Raw genomic sequence first — 16,070 nt, 5'->3', positions numbered from 1 at the left:
CCTCGGGGTGTGCGCTTGAACATCGACGACAGACTGCGGAGCGCGTCCTCTGCGCGTGGCGCGAGGGTCGTAGGGTCGAAGACATGGATGTCGAATACCTCCCGAGCGACGAATAGACATGCGTCCGACGCGTGGAGTGCTCTACCCGGCCCGGCTGCCCGAGTTCCATCGGCTGCCGCCCGCGGCGGGCGCGCGGGATCTCGCCGTGTGGTTCTGGATCCCGGAGTGGTCGATAGAGCCCGGCCGGTCATCGCGGCAGGAGATCGTCGGCTACCCGGCGCTCAATCTCGTGGTCGAGCAGGGCGCGGTCACTCTGTCGGGCGCGACGACGCGGGCGTCGCATCGCGACCTGCGCGGAACCAGCTGGGCGGTCGGCGCGCTGTTGCGGCCAGCGGCTGTGGCAGCGCTCGTCGACGACCCGGCTGCGCTCGTCGACACCGAGACGATCATCGACGCGCCTGACCTGGCGGATGCGATCGGTGCCGCCATGAGCACAGGGGAGGGGCGCCGCGAACGCGCCGTCGCGGTCTTCTCCGACTGGCTCGTGCGCCGGGTCGGGGCTGTCGACGAATCCGCACGGCACGCGAACGCGCTCGTCGACGTGCTCATGGGTGATGATGCCGCCGGCAGCGTCGAAGAGGCGGCGATGCGTCTGGCCGTCTCGGTGCGCACACTGCAGCGGATGGCCCACCGACACGTGGGCGTCTCACCGGCGGCGATGATCCGCCGGCGTCGCCTTCAGGAGGCCGCCGAGCGGCTGCGCCTCGATCCGGGGATCGAGCTGTCGGGCCTTGCGGCAGACCTCGGATACGCCGATCACGCGCACCTCACACGTGACTTCCGCAGCATCCTCGGCATGGCCCCTCGCACGTATCGCGCAGGATCGTCCGAGCAGTCCCCGGACGAGAATGCGCGCATGTGATCACCGCGACAGTCTGAGGCGAGTCATCCGATAGAGCACTCCGACGAGCACGACCGCGGTTCCGATCGCCGAGGCCACGACGGGCAGCGTGTTCACGAGCAGCAGGCAGCCCAGAGCTCCGATGACCTGCAACGCGCGGGGATAGCGGCGAGCAGCCGCCTGCTGTCGGAACGCCGCGGCATTCGCGATGAGGTAGTACAGCAGCACCCCGAACGAGGAGAACCCGATCGCGTCGCGAAGGTCGGCGATGACCACGATCCCGACGATGATCAGCGCGATCGTGATCTCGGCACGACGCGGCACCTGCCAGCGCTCGTCGACCTTCGCGAGGAACCGCGGCAGGTCCTGCTCGCGGGCCATGGCCAGGGTCGTCCGCCCGATGCCGGTGAGCAGCGCGAGCAGAGCGCCGAGCGAGGCCGCCGCCGCCGCGATGCGGATGACCGGGGTGAGAGCCTGCCACCCGGTGGCCGCTGCGACGTCGGACAGAGGCGTCGTGCTCGTCGCCGCGTCGCCACCGAGGACGAGGACGACCGTGATCGCGACGAGCGTGTAGACGACGACCGCACCGCCCAGCGCGAGGGCGATGGCGCGCGGGATCGTCCGGGCAGGGTCGACGACCTCCTCGCCCATGGTCGCGATGCGCGCGTACCCTGCGAACGCGAAGAAGAGCAGTCCTGCGCCCTGCAGCACGCCGTACGCGCTGGCATCGGGAAGAGGGGCGGGGGTCGCCGTAGACGATCCGCCGAGTCCGGTCGCGACGACGAGCGCGAGCCCCAGCAGGGAGCACGCGACGAGCACCCGGGTGACGAGCGCGGTTCGCGTGACGCCGAAGCAGTTGACGGCTGCGAGCGCGACGACTGCGGCCACGGCCACCGGCACCTGCCAGCCCTCGGGCGCCGCGTAGGCGGCGAAGGTCATGGCCATCGCGGCGCAGCTCGCGATCTTGCCGATCACGAAGCTCCAGCCGGCCACGAAACCCCACCACGGACCGATCTCTGCTCTGGCGTACGCATAGGTGCCGCCGGCAACGGGGTGCGCTGCGGCGAGCTGCGCCGACGCGGTGGCGTTGCAGTAGGCGACGATCGCGGCGATCCCCAGGGCGATCAGGATGCCGCTGCCGGCGACGCCCATCGCGGGTGCCCACACCGAGAACACGCCCGCACCGATCATCGAGCCGAGTCCGATGGCGACGGCGTCGCCGAGTCTCAGGCGGCGTGCGAGGGGCATCCCGTCATCGTGTCATGCGAGGGTGAATTCGCGGTGACTTCCTCGCTGCTCAGCCGCGAGCCGCGGTCACGCGCTTCTTCTCGCGGATGTAGACCTCGCGTCGCACTTTCGCGACGACATCGCCGTCGCGGTCTGTGATCACGGTCTCGAACCACTCGAGCACCTTCGTGCCGCCGTGCGCGCGCTCGCGGATCTCCTCGACCCGCTCCCTGCTGACCTCGAACTCGGCTGTGAGGATCCCGCGGCCGGGCTTGAGGAACTCGATCTCGCCGCGGGTGTCCCACACCACGTAGTCGCGTCCGAGCTGGTGCATCACGAGCATGAAGAAGTACGGGTCGGTCATCGCAGACATCGAGCCGCCGAACGCCGTCTTGACGTAGTTGCGTGTGAAGACGTTCACATGCAGCTCGACTGTCGCGTGGGTCCAGTCCTCGCTGAATCGGCGGATGCGGATGCCGCTGAAGAGATTGGGGATCCACAGGCTCATGCCGATGGCGAGGCGTCGGGGAGTGATGCGCATGAAGTCAGTGTGGATGACGCCGGGATCGCCACAAAGATCACTGGAGGGTTCGAACAGTTGTTATAGTTTGTGTAGAACTAGTAGAAGAGAGGAGGCGGGATGCTGATCCGCATAGACCCCGACAGCGCTCGGCCGCTCTTCGATCAGGTGGCGGCGTCCGTCCGCGCCGACGTCCTCGCCGGCCGGCTCACGCCGGGCGACCGACTCCCCTCCGCCCGCGAGCTCGCGGATGCGCTCGAGATCAACCTGCATACGGTGCTCCGCGCCTACCAGCAGCTGCGAGACGAAGGACTGATCGATCTGCGACGGGGCAGGGGAGCCGTCGTGTCCCCGGCCGCCGCCCCACTCGCCGAGCTCTCCCACGACATCGCCGCCCTCGTGGCCCGTGCGGCGTCGCTCGGCCTCTCGCCTCCCACCCTGGCCGCCCTCATCAAGGAGACCGAAGCATGACCGCCGAGATCCGCCGAGCCCGCACCGCGTTCTGGTGGGTGGGGGTGATCGTCCCCGCGGCCCTGATCGCGCTCGCCGCAGTCGTCGTCGTCGCCTGGCTGCCCGAGATCCCCGATCCGGCCGCGGTCCACTGGGGCCTCGACGGGGTCGACGGCTTCGGGCCGCGGTGGACGCCGTTGGCGTTGCTCATCGGTCTGGGCGGCGGGACGATCGTGCTGTTCGCGATCATCGCCCTGGTCTCGCACAGACTGCCCGCGCACGGTGCATCGACGTCGAGTGCACCACCGCAGTGGTCGACGACCGCCCGTCTGCTCGGAGCCGCAAGCCTCGGCATCGCGGGCATGATGTCGATGCTCGCCGTCGTCTCGACCGCCGCTCAGCGCGGCCTTTCGGATGCGGCCGAGGCCGCCGACATCACGCCGTGGGTCCCGGTCTTCTTCGTGGTCTCAGCCGGGCTGGCCGCCGCCGGGTGGTTCCTGCAGCCGAAGGTGCAGTTCGCGCCCGCAGCATCCGAGCCACCGGCGGAACCCCTGCCGCTCGCCGATCATGAACGCGCCGTATGGATGAAGACCGTCGGCATCGCCCGGAGCGGTCAGGTGGTCCTGGGGATCGGCGTCTTCCTCACGATCGCGATGAGCGTGCTGCTCCTTGCACGGGGCGTGGCTGCCGGATGGATCGTCGCGGTCATCGCGCTGATCCTCGTGATCCTCGTGGCGAGCGGTCTCTCGTTCCGGGTCCGCGCGAGCGCCGCGGGTCTCCGGGTGCGCTCGGCAGCGGGTTGGCCACGACTCGAGATCCCCGCCACGGAGATCGCGAGCACCCGGGCGGTTCAGGTCAACCCCTTCGCAGAGTTCGGAGGCTGGGGCTACCGCTTCGGCACGGACGGGCGGCGAGGATTCGTCCTGCGCACCGGAGAGGCCCTCGAAGTCACTCGCACCGACGGCCGCGTCTTCGTCGTCACCGTCGACGACGCGGCCACTGCGGCATCCGTCCTGGCCTCGGCCGCATCCCGATGACCACGCCCCTCGGGGGACCCGAACAGGGAGAGAACCCATGACTCGCATCCGAGCCGCAGCCATCATCGTCTTCGTCGCACTCGCGTGCGGACTCGCGTGGGTGGTCGCCCTCCCTCTCTGGCTGGGCGACGGACTCGCCGAGCCGAGCACCTGGTTCCTCCTGCCGGTGATGATGCTGACCCCCGCGATCGCCGCACTGGTGGTCACCTTCACGATGCGAATCCCGTCGAGGGGCGAGCGGGCGCGATTCCTCGGGCTGTGGCCGCTGCGTCCGGCGAAGCGGGTCGTCTGGCTGATGGTGGCCGGCTGGCTCGTACCGCCCCTTCTCGTCGCCCTCGGCATCGTGCTCGCGGCAGCGCTCGGGTTCGTGCAGCTCGACCTGACCTTCGCCGCGTTCTCCGCAGAGGTCGCGAAGGCGCTCCCCGCCGGTGCGCCGATGCCGCCGATCGAGGTCGTCGTGATCTCGCAGATCGTGATGATCCCCTTCGGCGCACTCCTCAACAGCGTGCTGGCGTTCGGCGAAGAGCTCGGATGGCGCGGATGGCTGGTGCCCGCGCTGCGTCCGCTCGGCACCTGGCCCACGCTGCTCCTCAGCGGAGCGATCTGGGGCGTCTGGCACAGCCCGCTGATCCTGCTGGGCTACAACTTCGGACGCACAGACATCACCGGTGTGCTCTTCATGATCGGTGGCTGCATGGCCTGGGGTGTTCTCCTGGGCTGGCTGCGCCTGCGCTCCGCCTCGGTCTGGCCTGCTGTGCTCGCCCATGGCTCCCTCAACGCCGCCGCCGGGCTGATCGTCATCTTCGCCGCATCGCAGCCCGATCTCGCGCTCGCCGGACCGCTCGGCCTCGCGGGGTGGATCGTCGCGGCAGCGGTCATCGCCGTCCTCGTCGTCACCGGGCAGTTCCGTGAACAGCCCGAGCTCGCCGACGGGCCCGGCCGACTGCTGTCCGCTCCGCGCGCGGAGTAGCCTCCGCAACCCTCTTGACGCTCCCGAGGCGTCACGGTTTGCTGAGGGCATGGATTCCACTCCCGCAGCCTGGTCGAACGCCGATGCCTATCTCGCCGAGCTGCTCGTGGGGCACGATCCGCACCTCGAGTCGGCGCTGTCGGCCCAGCGCGACGCCGGTCTCCCCGAGATCGAGGTCGCGCCCGTCGGCGGCAAGATGCTCAACCTCCTCGCGCGCATCAGCGGCGCTCGGCGCGTGCTCGAGATCGGCACGCTCGGGGGCTATTCGACGATCTGGCTCGCTCGTGCCGTGGGGCCGGAAGGCCGCGTCGTCACGGTCGAGGCCGAAGCCGACAACGCCGCCGTCGCGCGGGCGAGCATCGATGCCGCCGGGGTCGGAGAGCGTGTCGACATCCGGATCGGCCGGGGTGCCGACGTGCTCCCGACGCTGGTGGGCGGCTTCGACCTGGTCTTCATCGATGCCGACAAGGAGTCGAACACCGTCTACCTCGACTGGGCGGCGAAGCTGGGGCATCCCGGAACCGTGATCGTGCTCGACAACATCGGACGGGAGGGCGAGATCGTCCGTGCGGACTCGACCGACTCCAAGGTCGTCGGCACCAGAGACGGGCTGCGGATGCTGGGGGAGGATCCCCGCTTCGACGCGACCGCCCTGCAGACGGTCGGCGCCAAGGGCTGGGACGGCTTCGCCCTCGCCGTCGTGGTGTGAGCCGCCGAGACGAACCCGGGAGGTCGAGCGCGGGCGGGCTAGACTGGGCGCGGATCGACGACGCTCCACACAACCTTTTCTCTGAGCAAGGAGCACATCAGTGGCACTGATCGAGGCTGTAGGCGCACGCGAGATTCTCGACTCGCGCGGAAACCCGACCGTTGAGGTGGAGGTGCTCCTCGACGACGGTGTGGTCCAGCGGGCGGCCGTTCCGTCCGGTGCATCCACCGGCGCATTCGAGGCGTACGAGCTCCGCGACGGCGACAAGAGCCGCTACGGCGGAAAGGGCGTCCTCAAGGCGGTCGACGCCATCATCGACGAGCTCGGCCCGGCGCTCGAGGGTGTCGAGGCGAGCGAGCAGCGCATCGTCGACGCGATCCTGATCGAGACCGACGGCACCGACAACAAGCAGCGCACCGGCGCCAACGCGATCCTCGGCGTCAGCCTCGCGGTCGCCAAGGCCGCGGCCGACTCCGCAGACCTGCCGCTGTTCCGCTACCTGGGCGGCCCGAACGCGCACCTGCTGCCCGTTCCGCTCTTCAACGTCATCAACGGCGGCGAGCACGCCGACAACGGCATCGACATGCAGGAGTTCTTCCTCGCCCCGATCGGCGCCGAGACCTACTCCGAGGCGCTCCGCTGGGGCGTCGAGACCTACCACGTGCTGCGCGGCGAGCTGAAGGCCGCCGGCTACGCGACGGGTCTCGGCGACGAGGGCGGCTTCGCCCCCGATCTGCCCAGCAACCGCGAGGGTCTCGACTTCCTCGTCAAGGCGATCGAGAAGGCCGGCTTCACGCCGGGCACCGACATCGCGCTGGGCCTCGACGTCGCAGCCACCGAGTTCTTCAAGGACGGCGTCTACCGCCTCGACAACAAGGACTGGAGCGGCCCCGAGCTGATCGAGTACTACGAGGGCCTGGTCAACGACTTCCCGATCGTCACGATCGAGGACGCGCTGGCTGAGGACGACTGGGACAACTGGAAGCTCCTCACCGACGCTCTCGGCTCGAAGGTCCAGCTCGTCGGCGACGACCTGTTCGTCACGAACCCGACCCGTCTCGCCGACGGCATCAAGCGCGGCGTCGCCAACTCGCTGCTCGTCAAGGTCAACCAGATCGGAACGCTCACCGAGACGTTCGACGCGGTCAGCCTCGCGCAGCGCTCGGGCTACACCGCCATGCTGTCGCACCGTTCGGGTGAGACCGAGGACACCACGATCGCCGACCTCGTGGTCGCGACGAACGCGGGTCAGATCAAGGCTGGTGCGCCTGCTCGCAGCGAGCGCGTCGCGAAGTACAATCAGCTTCTGCGCATCGAGGAGGAGCTGGGCGACGCGGCTGTCTTCGCCGGCCGTTCCGCGTTCCCGCGTTACCAGGGCTGAACACAGCAGAGACAGACACACGCCGCCTGAGCGGCACGTACGGAGGAGGAGCCGTGGCACGACGACCGGCTCCTCCTTCGGCGTCTTCGGGCGCATCCCGCACCACGCCGGCGGCGAAGTCGACCCCGCGTCCGTCCGCCCGTCGGCCCAGGGGAGCCGCGAATCGAGGCTCCCAGGAGCGTCGGGTCGACGTGCGCGAGTGGGCCTCCGGCATCCGCCTCTCGGCGTTCTCGGTCATCATGCTGTCGCTCGTCGTGCTCGGGGCATGGGTGCTGGTGCCGACGCTGGGCACCTTCATCGACCAGCGGCAGAAGATCTCGGCTCTGGAGCAGTCGATCCAGGTCTCCGAAGACCAGATCGCGGCGCTCGAGAAAGAGCGTGAGCGCTGGAGCGACCCGGCCTACATCACCACCCAGGCGCGTGAGCGCCTGTACTACGTCAAGCCCGGCGAGGTCGTGTATCTGATCGACAACGATCTCGACCCCGCAGCGCTCCCGCAGCAGCAGGGGCCGGTCAGTGACACCCTCGAAGAGACGCCCTCCGACTGGATGCCGCAGCTGCTGCGCACGCTGACGTCCGCGGGGCTGAGCGACACGGCCGCCGTCAGCCGCTGACCGTCGGGCGCCGCCGAGCGGCCAGCGCGCTCAGAGCATCCTCCCGGTCGGCTCCCGTACGCTGGAGAGGTGACCACGCCGCCATTCCCCGCCCCCACGACCGCCGAGCTCGCCGTGGTGTCGGCCCAGTTGGGCAGGACCGCCCGTGGCGTCGTGGGAATCGCAGCCCGCTGCGAGTGCGGCAACCCCACGGTCGTCGCCACGACACCCAGGCTCCCGGACGGAACACCGTTCCCCACGTTCTACTACCTGACGCATCCGGCCGCGACGGCCGCGATGTCGACCCTCGAGGCCACGCAGGTCATGCCCGAGCTCTCCGCGCTGCTCGCCGAGGACGAGGGCGTCGCCGCGGCGTACCTCGCCGCGCATGAGGCGTACCTCGCCGACCGGGCGCAGTTCGGCGAGGTCAGCGAGATCGATGGCATCTCCGCCGGCGGCATGCCGTCGCGCGTCAAGTGCCTCCATGCTCTGGCCGGTCATGCTCTCGCGGCCGGTCCCGGCGTGAACCCGATCGGCGACGCGGCGCTCGAGCGCTCGACGTGGTCGCCGGAGAAGTGCCGGTGCGACGACCCCGGTGCGGCCTTGCGTGACGTCGAGGCATCGACCGCATGAGGCGGCCGCGGATGCTGCGCAACGGCGTCGCGATGGCGACGATCGTGGCATCCGTCCTGCTCCTCGGCGCGGCAGCGACCCCGCCGCCGGTGCCGGACGACCCCGCAGATCCGGATCGCGCCGCTCAGTACTGGCTCGACGGAGCCGGCATCCGCGACGCCTGGCAGACCACTCGCGGCGACGGGGTCACGATCGCCGTCATCGACACCGGGATCGGCAAGGTCCCTGGCGTGTTCGATGACGCCGTCGTGGGTGGCACCGACGTGTCTGGCACCGGAACCCCCGACGGCCGCACCCCGGTGGGTGCCATCGACGGCAATCACGGCTCGTGGGTGGCCTCGCTCGCCGCCGGACGCGGCTCTGCCGACGGCAAGGGCATGATCGGAGTCGCCCCCGAGGCCGATCTGCTGTCGATCTCCGTGGGCTTCGGCGCCGCCGCCGCAGTGCCGTTCACCGAGCAGGTCGCGAAGGCCATGCGGTGGGCGGTCGACCATGGGGCCGACATCATCAACCTCTCGTTCACCACGAACACGCTGGACTGGGACAGGAGCTGGGACGACGCGTTCCTCTACGCATTCGAGCATGACGTGGTGGTGGTCGTCGCCGCGGGAAACCGGGGGAGCGGCACCAACATCATCGGCGCTCCCGCGACGATCCCCGGCGTGCTGACGGTCGGCGGAGTCGACCAGACGGGCACGGCGAGCATCGAGGCGTCGACCCAGGGGATCACCATCGGGATCGCCGCGCCCAGTGAGGGACTGCGGGGCGTCTCGGCCGACGGCACCGTCGTGCCCTGGAGCGGCACGAGCGGTGCGGCGCCCATCGTCGCGGGCATCGCGGCGCTCGTCCGGTCTGCGCACCCCGAGCTCGATGCCGCCAACGTCATCAATCGCATCATCAAGACAGCGATCAAGGTGCCGGGCATGGCCGACCTCCCCGATCCTCTCTACGGCTACGGGCTGGTGGATGCCGACGCGGCGATCACCGCGGACGTGCCGAAGGTCTCCGAGAATCCGATGGGCGACCTCGGCGAGTGGGTCCGCCTGTTCCGACGCGCAGAGAGCGTTCCGCAGCCCGAACCCACCGCCGCGCCGGTCGAGGTGCCGCCCCTGCCCGATGCCGACGCGCCGACCGAGCCCGGTTCACCGCTGCTTCCCAGCGCTGATTCGCTGCGCTACGGTACCCTGCCGCTCATCGCGCTCACAGTCCCTGGTATCCTGATAGCGCTTGGCGTCACCGCAGCTGCCCGGCGCATCCGATCGGCGCGCGCTCGCACGCCACATCCCTGACTCCCGAGGAGTTGTCCCCCTGTGCCTCAGAACAGCACTGTGCCCAAGATTCTGATCGTCGGTGGAGGCTATGCAGGCTTCTACACGGCGTGGAAGCTGGAGAAGCACCTTCGCAAGGGTGAAGCAGACGTCACCATGGTCGACCCGCTGCCGTACATGACGTACCAGCCGTTCCTTCCCGAGGTCGCCGCCGGCTCGATCGAAGCCCGCCACTCGGTGGTCGCGCACCGTCGTCACCTCAAGCGAACGAACGTGCTCACCGCCAAGGTGACGGGCATCAACCATGCTGAGAAGGTCGCGACGATCACCCCTCCGGTGGGAGAGCCGTACGAGTTCTCGTACGACCAGATCGTGGTGACCGCTGGCGCGGTCTCCCGCACCTTCCCGATCCCCGGCATCGCCGACAACGCGATCGGTCTGAAGACCATCGAAGAGGCCGTCGCGATCCGCGATCGCCTGATGTCGAACTTCGACAAGGCGGCCTCGCTGCCCGCCGGACCCGCGCGCGATCGTCTGCTCTCGGTCGTCGTCGTCGGTGGTGGCTTCGCCGGCATCGAGGTCTTCGCAGAGCTCCGTTCGCTCGCGTCGTCGCTCGTGGGCAAGTACCCGCAGATCAGTTTCGAAGACACGCACTTCCACCTCATCGAGGCGATGGGCCGCATCATGCCCGAGGTGTCGCTGCCGACGAGCGAGTGGGTCCTCAAGGACCTGGCGAAGCGAGGCGCCAACGTGCACCTCGACACGCAGCTCACCAGCGCCGTCGACGGCAACGTCGAGCTGTCGACCGGCGAGGTCATCCCCACCGACCTGATCGTCTGGACCGCCGGTGTCATGGCGAACCCGACTGTCGTGCGCGGCGGCGATCTGCCGATCGAAGAGCGCGGCCGGATCCAGACCCGCGCAGACCTCCGTGTCGGCACGCCCGAGGCCTTCGTCGAGGGCGCCTGGGCCGCCGGTGACGTCTCGGCCGTTCCCGACCTCTCGGGTGGTGGCGTCGGCGGCTTCTGCGTGCCGAACGCGCAGCACGCCGTGCGTCAGGCGAAGCTCCTCGCGAAGAACCTCGTCGCCGTGCTGCGTGGTGAGGACCCGAAGGAGTACTTCCACAAGAACCTCGGTGCCGTCGCCGGCCTCGGGCTCTACAACGGTGTCTTCCAGTCCGGCAAGATCGCGCTCAAGGGCTTCGTCGCCTGGGTCGCGCACCGTGGCTACCACGGTCTCGCTATGCCGACGTGGGAGCGCAAGTTCCGCGTGGTCTGGGGCTGGTGGAACAACCTGTGGCTCGGCCGCGACCTGGTGAACCTCGAGACGGTGCAGAACCCGCGCTACGTCTTCGAGGAGTTCGCTGCACGCCCGCGTCCGGCGGCTGACGCTCCGGCTCCCGCCGTCACGGCACCGGCCGCTCAGGCGACCGCCTCCGACAAGGCCGCCGACGAGAAGCCGGCAGGTCAGAAGACCGCCGCCACGAAGCCGGCCGGGAAGAAGACCGCTGCGACGGCTGCCGCCAAGTAGTCATCCCCTCGAACGCCCCGACTCTTCGGAGTCGGGGCGTTCGTCGTCTCCGGCGAGGGCGTGTCTTGCACCGGCCTCATAGGCGCGCTTGCTAGCCTCGGCAGCGCAAGGGGAGTACTCCCGTCTGCGGTGGCGTCGTCATTACGGACACGAAGTCGTGTTCCGGCCCACCGGCCCGTGAGGGTGGAGGAGACCTGGCGTCCGTATCCGCGGACGACCATGGACCCTCACTGCCCCGCTGTCGAGTTCCGTGGTCGTCCACACCCACGAAGGAACCGTCACCATGGGAAAACTCAACCGACTGCTCGGGATGGCCGCTCGCGCCCTCGATCTCGACGAGAACGGATCCCGCACGGATCGCACCGGTTCGCAGGCAGCGACGCCGTCTTCACCGGTCGGGCGTCAGGCCGGAACCGATCGCTACTCGCCCCCGCCCGCGCGTCCGTCGGGCCGGGATCCCTACTCGCCGCCTGCGGCCGGCGCGCGCGGTGCAGCCGGTGCGCGCGGTGCGGCCGGTGCGGTGTCGGATGCCGACCGGGCAGCCATCGCGCGGTACGACTACCTGCTCGAGACTGCCGATCCGCACCGCGTGGAGCAGATCCATCGCGAGGCCTTCGCGCGCCTGACTCCCGCGCAGCGGGCGCAGGTGCAGGAGCGCATGAACGCAGAACTCGCTCCGGGCGAGCGCCCGGCATCGTCATCGGCCGATGATCTCGCCCGCGCCGCCGGTCGGTCCGAGGCGGCCCGTCCGGGGCGCATGCGCGGCATCCTCTCGCGCGTGCGCGGGTTCGGTGCTGCCGGTGCTGCCGGTGCGGTCGGCGGAGCCGCGGTGGGCGCGCTGGGGGTCGTCGCGGTGGGCGCGGTCGGCAGTGCCGTCGCCGCTCCTCTCCTCGAGCAGGCTGCCGGTCTCGGAGTCGACTTCGACGCCCTCGCTCAGGGCGTCGACGTCGAGGCGATCGCGAGCGGCCTCGGCGGCGAGGAGCTTGCGGGAGCGGCGGAAGGCGTTCTCGGATCGGCGGGCGAGACCGTCTCGGGCCTCGGCGACACGGCGAGCGAATGGGGACAGCGGCTCGGTGATCTCGGCATTCCGGGCATCGGCGATCTGTTCGGTCGATGAGCACCGCCGGCATGAGCGCCGCCAGCATGACCGCCGCCTCGTCGGCGTCGGATCACGGGTTCTCCGGCCTCACCGGATTCGCCGCTGACGTTCTCACCCAGCTCGGCGACATCGGGGTGGGTGTGCTGGTGTTCCTCGAGGTGCTCGTCCCGCCCATTCCCAGCGAGGTGATCCTGCCCTTCGCGGGGTATCTGAGCCAGAGCGGCGAGCTCACCCTCGGATGGCTGATCGTCTGGAGCACTGTGGCGTCGTGGATCGGCGCGCTCCTGCTCTATTGGCTCGGTGCGGCGATCGGCATCGATCGGGCGGTACGGCTCCTCTCCGCCACCAAGCTGGTCAGCCGTGCGGACCTGGATCGCGGAGTGCACTGGTTCCGGCGAAGCGGCGGGTGGACGGTGCTCGTCGGCCGGATGGTTCCCGGCGTGCGCAGCCTCATCTCGATTCCCGCGGGCGCGACTCGCATGAACCTGACCCGCTTCAGCGTGTACACGATCGTGGGCAGCGGCCTGTGGAATACGCTGCTCATCGGGGTCGGTGCGCTGCTCGGCACTCAGCACGAACAGCTGGAGCACCTGCTCGGCTACCTCGACTACGCCGTGTACTCCGCGCTCGCCATCGCGCTCGCCGTGCTCATCGTCCGACGTGTCCGTGAGGCACGTGCGTCGAAGGCGCGGAGCACGCATCCACGCGATCTCGCGGACCGGCTCATGGAGGACTGAGCAGAGCACGACGTGCCCCCGCTGGGACTCGAACCCAGACTGAAGCGATTTTAAGTCGCCTGCCTCTGCCATTGGGCTACGGGGGCTCCATGCCGTGACTGGCTCAGAGTACACGGGGGTCGCATCTGGGTGCACGACAGACGCGGTGCCTCGCTCGCCGTGCTGCCCGAGCCGCGCGAGGGGAGGCGGGCGCCCCCCGCACCCGCCTCCCCGTGATGCTGATCAGACAGCATCGCCGCCCCCCGGCGACCGGCCGGGCATGGCCGGTGAGACCGCCGCGAACGGCGGCCTCAGAGATCAAGACGGCGATCCATGCTGTTCATTACGACGATCGCCGCTGATGTACCGGGATTTCCAGATACGGGTCGCGAGAGGCAATGCAACTCGATCTCAGAAAGACTGAATCCGAGTCCGCCCACCCCATAGGGTGGGGGAGTGCTCGACCTCACCGCCGATCTGAGCCCCGATCAGGAACGAAACGCCGTTTCCCCCGAGTGGCTCGACCCGTCACGATACTGGCCGCGCCTGTCTGCGGCGACCGGCCATCTGCCGGCTCCCGTGGCGGTGATCGATCGAGAAGCTCTGCGCTACAACGCCCTGGATCTGCTGGTTCGCGCGGGCGGACTGCCGATCCGCGTCGCGTCGAAGTCCGTGCGGGTGCGCTCGGTGCTCGACGCCGTGCTGCAGCTGCCCGGGTTCAGAGGGATCCTCGCCTTCACGCTGGCCGAAGCTCTGTGGCTCGCCGAGACGCACGATGACATCGTCGTCGGCTATCCGACGGTCGACCGCGCGGGACTCGCACAGCTCTTCGAATCCGAGGAGGCGGCGCAACGGATCACGTTGATGGTCGACGATCCGGCGCACCTCGACATCATCGACAGCGTCGCGCCCGCAGGCAGCCGCCCGGACATCCGGGTCGCGGTCGACGCCGACGCATCACTGCGATCCGTCGCGCTCGGCCATATCGGGGTGCGACGGTCTGCTCTGTTCACCGCGGGCGAGGTCGCCGCCTTCGCACGCAAGATCGTGCGCCGCCCCGGGTTCCGGCTCGTCGGACTTCAGATGTACGAGGCTCAGATCGCGGGCCAGGGAGACAACGCCGGAGCGGATGCGCCGGTGATCCGTCTCATGCAGGCGCGTTCCCGATCCGAGCTGCGTGAGCGTCGAGCCGCGATCGTCGGCGCCTTGTCAGAGGTCGCATCGCTCGAATTCCTCAACGGCGGCGGAACCGGTTCGCTCGAGTTCACCGGCAGCGACGAGTCGCTGACCGAGGCGAGCGCGGGCAGCGGACTGCTCGGCGGGCATCTCTTCGACGGCTATCGATCATTCCGCCCCGCACCGGCGTCCGCCTTCGCGTTCGACGTGGTGCGGCGCCCCGCGGCCGACATCGCAACCGTGCTCGGCGGCGGATGGATCGCTTCCGGTCCCGCTGTCGCGTCGCGGCAACCGCTGCCCGTCTGGCCGCAGGGGCTGCGCACGCTGTCCCGCGAGGCCGCGGGCGAGGTGCAGACACCGCTGCAGGGCCGCGAGGCCGAGCGGCTCGGAGTGGGCGACCGTGTCTGGTTCCGCCACGCGAAGAGCGGCGAGCCTGCCGAGCGCATCGACAGCTACCAGCTCGTCTCGGGCGATGAGATCGTCGACGAGCTTCCGACGTATCGCGGCGAGGGGAAGGCGTTCCTGTGACCCGGATCGGGGGCACCTGGCAGAACTGGGCGAGGTCTGCGCAGGTCACACCGCTGCGCGTCGAGCGCCCGCGAACCCCTGAAGGCGTGCAGCGCGCGGTCCGCGCCGCGGTCGGGCAGGGGCTCACGGTGAAGGCGGTCGGCGAGGGACACAGCTTCACGGGCATCGCCGTCGCTCCCGGCGTGCTCCTGGAGCTCGACGACATGCAGGGCCTGGTGTCGGCGGACGCGGCCACCGGACGAGCGACGCTGCTCGCGGGCACACGACTGCACCGCATCCCTTCGCTCCTCGCACCGTTCGGCCTCGCGATGGAGAATCTCGGCGACATCGACCGGCAATCCATCTCGGGTGCGATCTCGACGGGGACGCACGGTACCGGCGCCGGCTTCGGCGGCCTCGCGACGCAGGTCGTCGGCGCGACGCTGGTGACCGCCGCAGGGGAGTTCCTCCGGGTGGACGAGGGACAGAACGCAGACCTGCTCCCCGCGATCGCGCTGGGTCTGGGCGCGCTCGGCATCCTGGTCGAGGTGACGCTGCAGTGCGTGCCGATCTTCCTCATGGAGGCGATCGATGAGCCGGAACCTCTCGACGACGTTCTCGAGGCCCTGCACGACAGGGTCGAGGCATCGGACCACTTCGAGTTCTACTGGTTTCCGCACACCGACATCGCCCTGACCAAGAGACAGACGAGGGTGCCGGAGTCGACGAGGCGGCAGCCGCTTCCCGTCCTGGGGCGCTGGATCGACGAGACGGTGCTCTCGAATGGCGTGTACCGAGCGGTGTGCGCGACCGGACAGGCGGTGCCGGCCATCACCCCGCCCTTCAACAGGCTTGCGGTGAAGCTCACGGGCGACCGGCGGTACACAGAGCTCTCGCATCGAGTCCTGACCCAGAGCCGTACTGTCAGGTTCCGCGAGATGGAATACGCGGTGCCCGCCGAGAACGTGGTGCCGGCGTTCCGCGCGGTCCGCGACCTCATCGAGCGACGCGGGTGGCGCATCGAGTTCCCGATCGAGGTGCGCTTCGCGGCGGAGGACGACAGGTGGCTGTCGACGGCATACGGCAGGGCGAGCGGATACATCGCGGTCCACCGCTACTGGCGCGCCGACCCGTCCGCCTACTTCGAGGCCGTGGAGCAGATCATGCTCGAGCACGGCGGGCGCCCGCACTGGGGCAAACTGCACACGCAGACAGCCGAGCAGCTGCAGGAGCGCTATCCCCGTTTCGGCGATTTCACCGCGCTGCGCGACCGGCTCGACCCCGAGCGTCGGTTCACCAATCGATACCTCGATCGGGTTCTCGGCGCATGATCCGGGTTCTGCGCCTGACCGC

Annotated in this window: 16 protein-coding genes and 1 tRNA gene; 14 read left to right on the top strand and 3 right to left on the bottom strand. The window is 69.6% G+C overall.

Annotated features, from left to right (window positions below; translation table 11 throughout):
- Nucleotides 1-118 precede the first annotated feature (118 nt).
- Nucleotides 119-922 carry an AraC family transcriptional regulator gene (locus OPU70_RS07775; RefSeq protein ID WP_042542075.1) on the top strand — a complete coding sequence of 268 codons (804 nt, stop codon included), beginning with the start codon at nucleotides 119-121 and terminating at the stop codon, nucleotides 920-922.
- On the opposite strand, the gene OPU70_RS07770 is transcribed toward OPU70_RS07775, so the two are convergent.
- Nucleotides 923-2,149 (bottom strand): APC family permease, encoded by a 1,227-nt coding sequence (locus OPU70_RS07770; protein WP_042542074.1) that lies wholly within the window; start codon nucleotides 2,147-2,149, stop codon nucleotides 923-925. It abuts the gene before it with no gap.
- 49 nt (nucleotides 2,150-2,198) lie between these two features.
- A complete protein-coding gene (locus OPU70_RS07765; protein WP_042542073.1) occupies nucleotides 2,199-2,669 on the bottom strand; it encodes a PaaI family thioesterase in 471 nt (156 codons plus the stop codon).
- A 99-nt stretch (nucleotides 2,670-2,768) separates the two neighbouring features.
- On the opposite strand from OPU70_RS07765, the gene OPU70_RS07760 reads away from it, so the two are divergent.
- The 11 genes from OPU70_RS07760 (at nucleotide 2,769) to OPU70_RS07710 (ending at nucleotide 13,055) form a co-directional block, all read left to right on the top strand.
- Nucleotides 2,769-3,119, top strand: a complete 351-nt coding sequence (locus OPU70_RS07760; protein ID WP_079112493.1) for a GntR family transcriptional regulator — start codon at nucleotides 2,769-2,771, stop codon at nucleotides 3,117-3,119.
- Complete coding sequence (locus OPU70_RS07755) at nucleotides 3,116-4,135, top strand: DUF1648 domain-containing protein (RefSeq protein ID WP_498557463.1); 1,020 nt, start codon at nucleotides 3,116-3,118, stop codon at nucleotides 4,133-4,135. Before OPU70_RS07760 ends, OPU70_RS07755 begins: the two co-directional genes overlap by 4 nt.
- A 37-nt stretch (nucleotides 4,136-4,172) precedes the next feature.
- Nucleotides 4,173-5,105, top strand: a complete 933-nt coding sequence (locus OPU70_RS07750; protein WP_079112495.1) for a CPBP family intramembrane glutamic endopeptidase — start codon at nucleotides 4,173-4,175, stop codon at nucleotides 5,103-5,105.
- A 49-nt stretch (nucleotides 5,106-5,154) separates the two neighbouring features.
- Complete coding sequence (locus tag OPU70_RS07745; protein ID WP_498557462.1) at nucleotides 5,155-5,814, top strand: O-methyltransferase; 660 nt, start codon at nucleotides 5,155-5,157, stop codon at nucleotides 5,812-5,814.
- A 100-nt stretch (nucleotides 5,815-5,914) separates the two neighbouring features.
- Nucleotides 5,915-7,195, top strand: a complete 1,281-nt coding sequence (gene eno / locus OPU70_RS07740) for a phosphopyruvate hydratase (RefSeq protein ID WP_042542068.1) — start codon at nucleotides 5,915-5,917, stop codon at nucleotides 7,193-7,195.
- 53 nt (nucleotides 7,196-7,248) lie between these two features.
- Nucleotides 7,249-7,809 (top strand): FtsB family cell division protein, encoded by a 561-nt coding sequence (locus OPU70_RS07735; protein ID WP_311879492.1) that lies wholly within the window; start codon nucleotides 7,249-7,251, stop codon nucleotides 7,807-7,809.
- Nucleotides 7,810-7,878: 69 nt separating this feature from the next.
- On the top strand, nucleotides 7,879-8,421 hold the full coding sequence (locus OPU70_RS07730) for a DUF501 domain-containing protein (RefSeq protein ID WP_056376067.1): 543 nt from the start codon (nucleotides 7,879-7,881) through the stop codon (nucleotides 8,419-8,421).
- Between the two features lie 11 nt (nucleotides 8,422-8,432).
- Nucleotides 8,433-9,710: a S8 family serine peptidase gene (locus OPU70_RS07725; protein ID WP_498557461.1), complete on the top strand. Its 1,278-nt coding sequence runs from the start codon at nucleotides 8,433-8,435 to the stop codon at nucleotides 9,708-9,710.
- A gap of 39 nt (nucleotides 9,711-9,749) precedes the next feature.
- Nucleotides 9,750-11,219, top strand: coding sequence for an NAD(P)/FAD-dependent oxidoreductase (locus tag OPU70_RS07720; protein WP_498557460.1), 1,470 nt, complete (start codon nucleotides 9,750-9,752; stop codon nucleotides 11,217-11,219).
- Nucleotides 11,220-11,502: 283 nt separating this feature from the next.
- Complete coding sequence (locus OPU70_RS07715) at nucleotides 11,503-12,336, top strand: cation-transporting ATPase (protein WP_498557459.1); 834 nt, start codon at nucleotides 11,503-11,505, stop codon at nucleotides 12,334-12,336.
- Nucleotides 12,333-13,055 (top strand): DedA family protein, encoded by a 723-nt coding sequence (locus OPU70_RS07710; protein WP_498557458.1) that lies wholly within the window; start codon nucleotides 12,333-12,335, stop codon nucleotides 13,053-13,055. The genes OPU70_RS07715 and OPU70_RS07710 overlap by 4 nt, the downstream gene beginning before the upstream one ends.
- Before the next feature lie 13 nt (nucleotides 13,056-13,068).
- Here OPU70_RS07710 and OPU70_RS07705 read toward each other — a convergent pair.
- Nucleotides 13,069-13,141, bottom strand: a tRNA-Leu gene (locus tag OPU70_RS07705).
- Between the two features lie 349 nt (nucleotides 13,142-13,490).
- On the opposite strand from OPU70_RS07705, the gene OPU70_RS07700 reads away from it, so the two are divergent.
- Together OPU70_RS07700 and OPU70_RS07695 are read left to right on the top strand one after the other, a co-directional pair.
- A complete protein-coding gene (locus tag OPU70_RS07700) occupies nucleotides 13,491-14,738 on the top strand; it encodes a type III PLP-dependent enzyme domain-containing protein (protein ID WP_056376071.1) in 1,248 nt (415 codons plus the stop codon).
- On the top strand, nucleotides 14,735-16,048 hold the full coding sequence (locus OPU70_RS07695; RefSeq protein ID WP_498557457.1) for a D-arabinono-1,4-lactone oxidase: 1,314 nt from the start codon (nucleotides 14,735-14,737) through the stop codon (nucleotides 16,046-16,048). The genes OPU70_RS07700 and OPU70_RS07695 overlap by 4 nt, the downstream gene beginning before the upstream one ends.
- The last annotated feature ends 22 nt before the right edge of the window (nucleotides 16,049-16,070 follow it).

The organism is Microbacterium sp. SWDP-B6, assembly GCF_059803615.1.
Note: the sequence above shows the minus strand (reverse complement) of the source record. Positions and strands in the feature narration are given on the sequence as shown.